Here is a 4,028-nt window from a genome sequence, read left to right as displayed (position 1 = left end):
AGTAAGTACTTCATCTGGGCTATGAGGAACATAACTTGAGGCTCATTGACGAGAAATGTACTTCATCGAGTGTATGAAGTACTTAACTTAATGATCATTGTCGAGTAAGTACTTCATCTGGGCTATGAGGAACATAACTTGAGGCTCATTGACGAGAAATGTACTTCATCGAGTGTATGAGGAACATAACATAAGAATCATTGACGAGTTAAGTACTTCATCCAGGGTATGAGGAACATAACTTAAGTATCATTGATGAGTTAAGTACTTCACCGAGTGTATGAGGAACATAACTTAAGTATCATTGATGAGTTAAGTACTTCATCGAGCGCATGAAGAACATAACATAAACGTCATTGACGAGTTAAGTACTTCATCCAGGGTATGAAGAACAAAATTCAAGCCCCGATATGAGTTAAGTACTTCGTTCAATACCCTAGTTATTAACCAAAAACAGGCACCCACAAGTGGGTGCCTGCATTTCAGTACTCTATATCGATGAAGCTTGTTTATTGATCCACGGATGTAAGCGGGTATATAACAACATGAAGATTGTTGCTACGATCAAGCCTTTTAGTAAGTTGAACGGTAGGATTGCGTAAACCACCATTTTAAGTGCCTCTGGTGATGACATCGCCGGGATATTCAAGAAAAAGTTGAATGCCGGTAAGAAGACATAATAGTTAAGAACACTCATGATGATTGCCATCATGGCTGTCCCGCCAATTAATCCGATTGTTAAGCCTAATTTTGTTTTTAATAGTTTAAAAATGTAGTAGGTTGTTAGTACAAAGATTATCCCTGCTACAAAGTTTGAGATGTGACCGACTGGTACACCTGTTTCACTGCCGGTAATAAAATAATCAATCATGTTTTTGAATAATTCAACTAAGATACCGGCCATCGGTCCAAAAATAAGTGCTGCAAGTAAAGCTGGAACATCACTAAAGTCGACGTTCAAGAAGCTTGGGAATGTTGGCAATGGAAAATTGAAGAACATGAGAATGTACGAAATCGTACTCAACATTGCAATTGCCACAAATTGACGTAAAGGTATTTTTTTCATTTTTCTTTCCTCTCCTCTTTTGTCGATCCACCTCAAAAGAAGAAAGGTTCAGCATGTTAAGACATACCCAAATAAAAACCCCCAAGAATGGTTTCTTGAGGGAGTTAAGGTAAAGGCATGCTTAATAAACGTTCAAAAGGTTAAAATTTTTGAACGCGCAGAACCTCCATCTTCTCCCATCCAGACTATACTGTCGGCTTTGGAATCGCACCAAATCCTGCCTTGCGGCTCGCGGGCTTAGAGAATAATCTCATCACCGCCGGTCGGGATTTTCACCCAGCCCCGAAGATAGATCATTATTTAATTATACATTATTTTATCAAGTTTATAGATTATTGTGAAGCAATTTGCTTCTAGTCGCCCAATTATTATAAAATGGTACCTATTTCTTGAGCAAAAGCATTTACTTTCCATCTACAACTTCTTTTAATATCTCATACGAACGTTTTTGTTTATTCGGATCATAGATGTATGAAACGGCCATTAGTTCATCGACATTATATTTTTCCTGGAAGCTTGTTAATTGGTTCCTGATGGAATCTTTGCTTCCTAATAATGTAACACTGGACATAGAAGTTGCCATTTCTTTTTCAGGTTGATTCCAAAGTTCATCCATGTTATCAACGGGTGGCTGTAATGGGGTTTGAGTACCACGAACAACATTTAAGAAAAATTGTTGCATGGTTGTGAGTTCCCGTTTAGCCTCTTCGTCTGTTTCTGTTGCAATTACATTTAGGCAAACCATCATGTATGGAGAGCTTAAATATTCCGATGGTTCAAAACGTTTGCGGTAGATGGAAATCGCTTCTTCCATGAACCGAGGTGCAAAATGTGATGCAAACACATATGGTAGCCCTAATTTGGCAGCCAAATATGCTGAATCCGTTGATGAGCCAAGAATATAGATTGGTACATCTGTACCAACTCCTGGATAAGCTTTTACATAGCCTTGTTTTTCCATTGGTCCAAAGTATGTTAGTAAGGCATTTACATCATTAGGGAACGTATAGACAGAATCATTATGCGACCGTCTTAAAGCACTTGCGGTCATCATGTCGGTTCCTGGTGCACGGCCAAGTCCTAAATCAAGACGGTCTGGATAAATAGTGGCCATTGTTCCAAATTGTTCGGCCACAACAAGTGGTGAGTGGTTTGGAAGCATAACACCTCCCGATCCAACCCGAATTTTTTCGGTGTGTTCTAATGTATGTTTTATTAAAATTGGAGTTGCTGAACTAACTAGTGTGGGTGAATTGTGGTGTTCAGCGATCCAATAACGTGTATATCCCATTTCTTCTGTTGCTTTGGCTAGGTCCACCATTGCATCGATTGCGTCTTTCCCATTCTGTCCTTTGCGAATTGGAGCAAGGTTTAGAACGGAGACTGGTATATTTATATTTGTCATTTTACGAATCCCTTCTTCCATTTTTCCTCAGTCCTATTTTAACAATTGAAAGGTAAGAAACAAACTTTCCTGCTTGAGGAAATATTCCTAGGCATATTCAGACCATTTGCATCAAGTGTATTTATCTAGTGTGTGATACAATTTTAAACTATAGAATTATCGTAATAGTCAAAAAATGTTACAAAGGGGACTAGTTTATGTCAAATCTTCATACACAAATAGATGCACCTACGAGTTATAAAAAGAAATTAGCGATGATTGGGCCAGGTTTTGTAGCAGCGGCAACAGGTGTAGGTACTGGTGATTTGGTAGCGGCATTGGTTGCAGGGGCAGGCTTTGGCTTAGTATTTGTATGGGCAATCATTCTTGGTTCTATTTTCAAATATTTTTTAAATGAAGGTGTAGGTCGTTTGCACCTTGGCACAGGTAAAACGATCATCGAAGGCTGGCAGCAAATGGGAAAATGGGCCACTGGTTATTTCGGTGTGTACTCTGTTATTTGGGGATTTGTGTATGGAGCCGCAGCGACTTCCGCCTGTGCTTTAGCCATGAGTGCGATGTTTCCTGTACTTCCGTTTTGGGCATGGGCTGTTATTCACGCTATCGTAGGATTCCTCCTCATTTGGAGTGGTCGTTATCTCCTATTTGAAAAAGTAATGATGATTCTAATTGGTCTAATGTTTGTTTCTGTAGTTGGTTCTGCAATCTTATTCCTCCCTAGCCTTGGTGATTTATTAAACGGGTTTGTCCCAACTGTTCCCAAAGGTTCTTTTATGCTAACACTCGGACTAATTGGAGGTGTTGGCGGAACAATCACGATGGCTTCGTATGGTTATTGGTTAAGAGAAAAAGGCTGGAAAGGAAAAGAGTGGATTCCGATGATGAGGTTGGATGCAAAGGCAGCCTATTTTATGACTGCGCTGTTCACTCTTTCTCTATTAATAGTAGGAAGTCAGTTCCTTTTTGGTAGTGGAATTGAAATCCAGGGAGAGCAAGGGTTGTATCAATTATCGGAAATGATTGGGGATAAATTTGGTAGCGTATTCACGTGGCTCTTCTTAATTGGATTTTGGGCTGCGGCATTTTCTTCTCTTTTAGGGGTTTGGAATGGGGTTCCTTATCTATTTGCAGATTTTGTACGACTGATGAAAAAAGAACATAATCGAGCAGTTACTGAAAAAGACAAAGCCTACCGTGCGTATTTAGCTTGGTTAACCTTCCCGCCAATGCTTCTTTTATTCTTTGGTAAGCCTGTTCAACTAATTATTTTATACGGTGCCCTTGGAGCTCTGTTCATGCCATTTTTATCGATAAGTTTAATGTGGTTACTTAACTCCAAGCGTGTTGAAAAAGAATATAGAAATAATTTACTATCCAACATTGTATTTGTTGCATGTTTGATTCTGTTCGCAATTTTATCCGTTCAACAATTGGTAGGATTATTCTAGAGCATATAAAAACACTTTCTATTCCCCTGAGATAGTGGACTAACCTAAAATAGTGAGACAATATAAAACACCTCCAAAATGGCAATACTTGAGATAAGTATTGTGACAT

General features: G+C 39.0%; 3 protein-coding genes and 1 riboswitch. Of the genes, 1 reads left to right on the top strand and 2 read right to left on the bottom strand.

What is annotated here, in order from left to right; genetic code table 11:
* Positions 1-490: 490 nt before the first annotated feature.
* Positions 491-1,066, bottom strand: a complete 576-nt coding sequence (locus ACR65M_RS26560; protein WP_121448604.1) for an ECF transporter S component — start codon at positions 1,064-1,066, stop codon at positions 491-493.
* Positions 1,067-1,230: 164 nt separating this feature from the next.
* A riboswitch (FMN riboswitch) is annotated at positions 1,231-1,360 on the bottom strand.
* A 109-nt stretch (positions 1,361-1,469) separates the two neighbouring features.
* Positions 1,470-2,471 (bottom strand): LLM class flavin-dependent oxidoreductase, encoded by a 1,002-nt coding sequence (locus ACR65M_RS26555; protein WP_341331723.1) that lies wholly within the window; start codon positions 2,469-2,471, stop codon positions 1,470-1,472.
* Between the two features lie 197 nt (positions 2,472-2,668).
* Here ACR65M_RS26555 and ACR65M_RS26550 point away from each other — a divergent pair, with 197 nt between their 5' ends.
* A complete protein-coding gene (locus ACR65M_RS26550) occupies positions 2,669-3,919 on the top strand; it encodes an Nramp family divalent metal transporter (protein ID WP_440274898.1) in 1,251 nt (416 codons plus the stop codon).
* Positions 3,920-4,028 lie beyond the last annotated feature (109 nt).

This window comes from Ferdinandcohnia sp. SAFN-114 (assembly GCF_059415045.1).
This window is presented reverse-complemented; position numbering and strand designations above follow the sequence as displayed.

What these genes read in the sequence shown, in the direction of transcription:
- ACR65M_RS26560 (WP_121448604.1), bottom strand. Translation starts at nt 1,066, where the DNA reads ATGAAAAAAATACCTTTACGTCAATTTGTGGCAATTGCAATGTTGAGT.
- ACR65M_RS26555 (WP_341331723.1), bottom strand. Translation starts at nt 2,471, where the DNA reads ATGACAAATATAAATATACCAGTCTCCGTTCTAAACCTTGCTCCAATT.
- ACR65M_RS26550 (WP_440274898.1), top strand. Translation starts at nt 2,669, where the DNA reads ATGTCAAATCTTCATACACAAATAGATGCACCTACGAGTTATAAAAAG.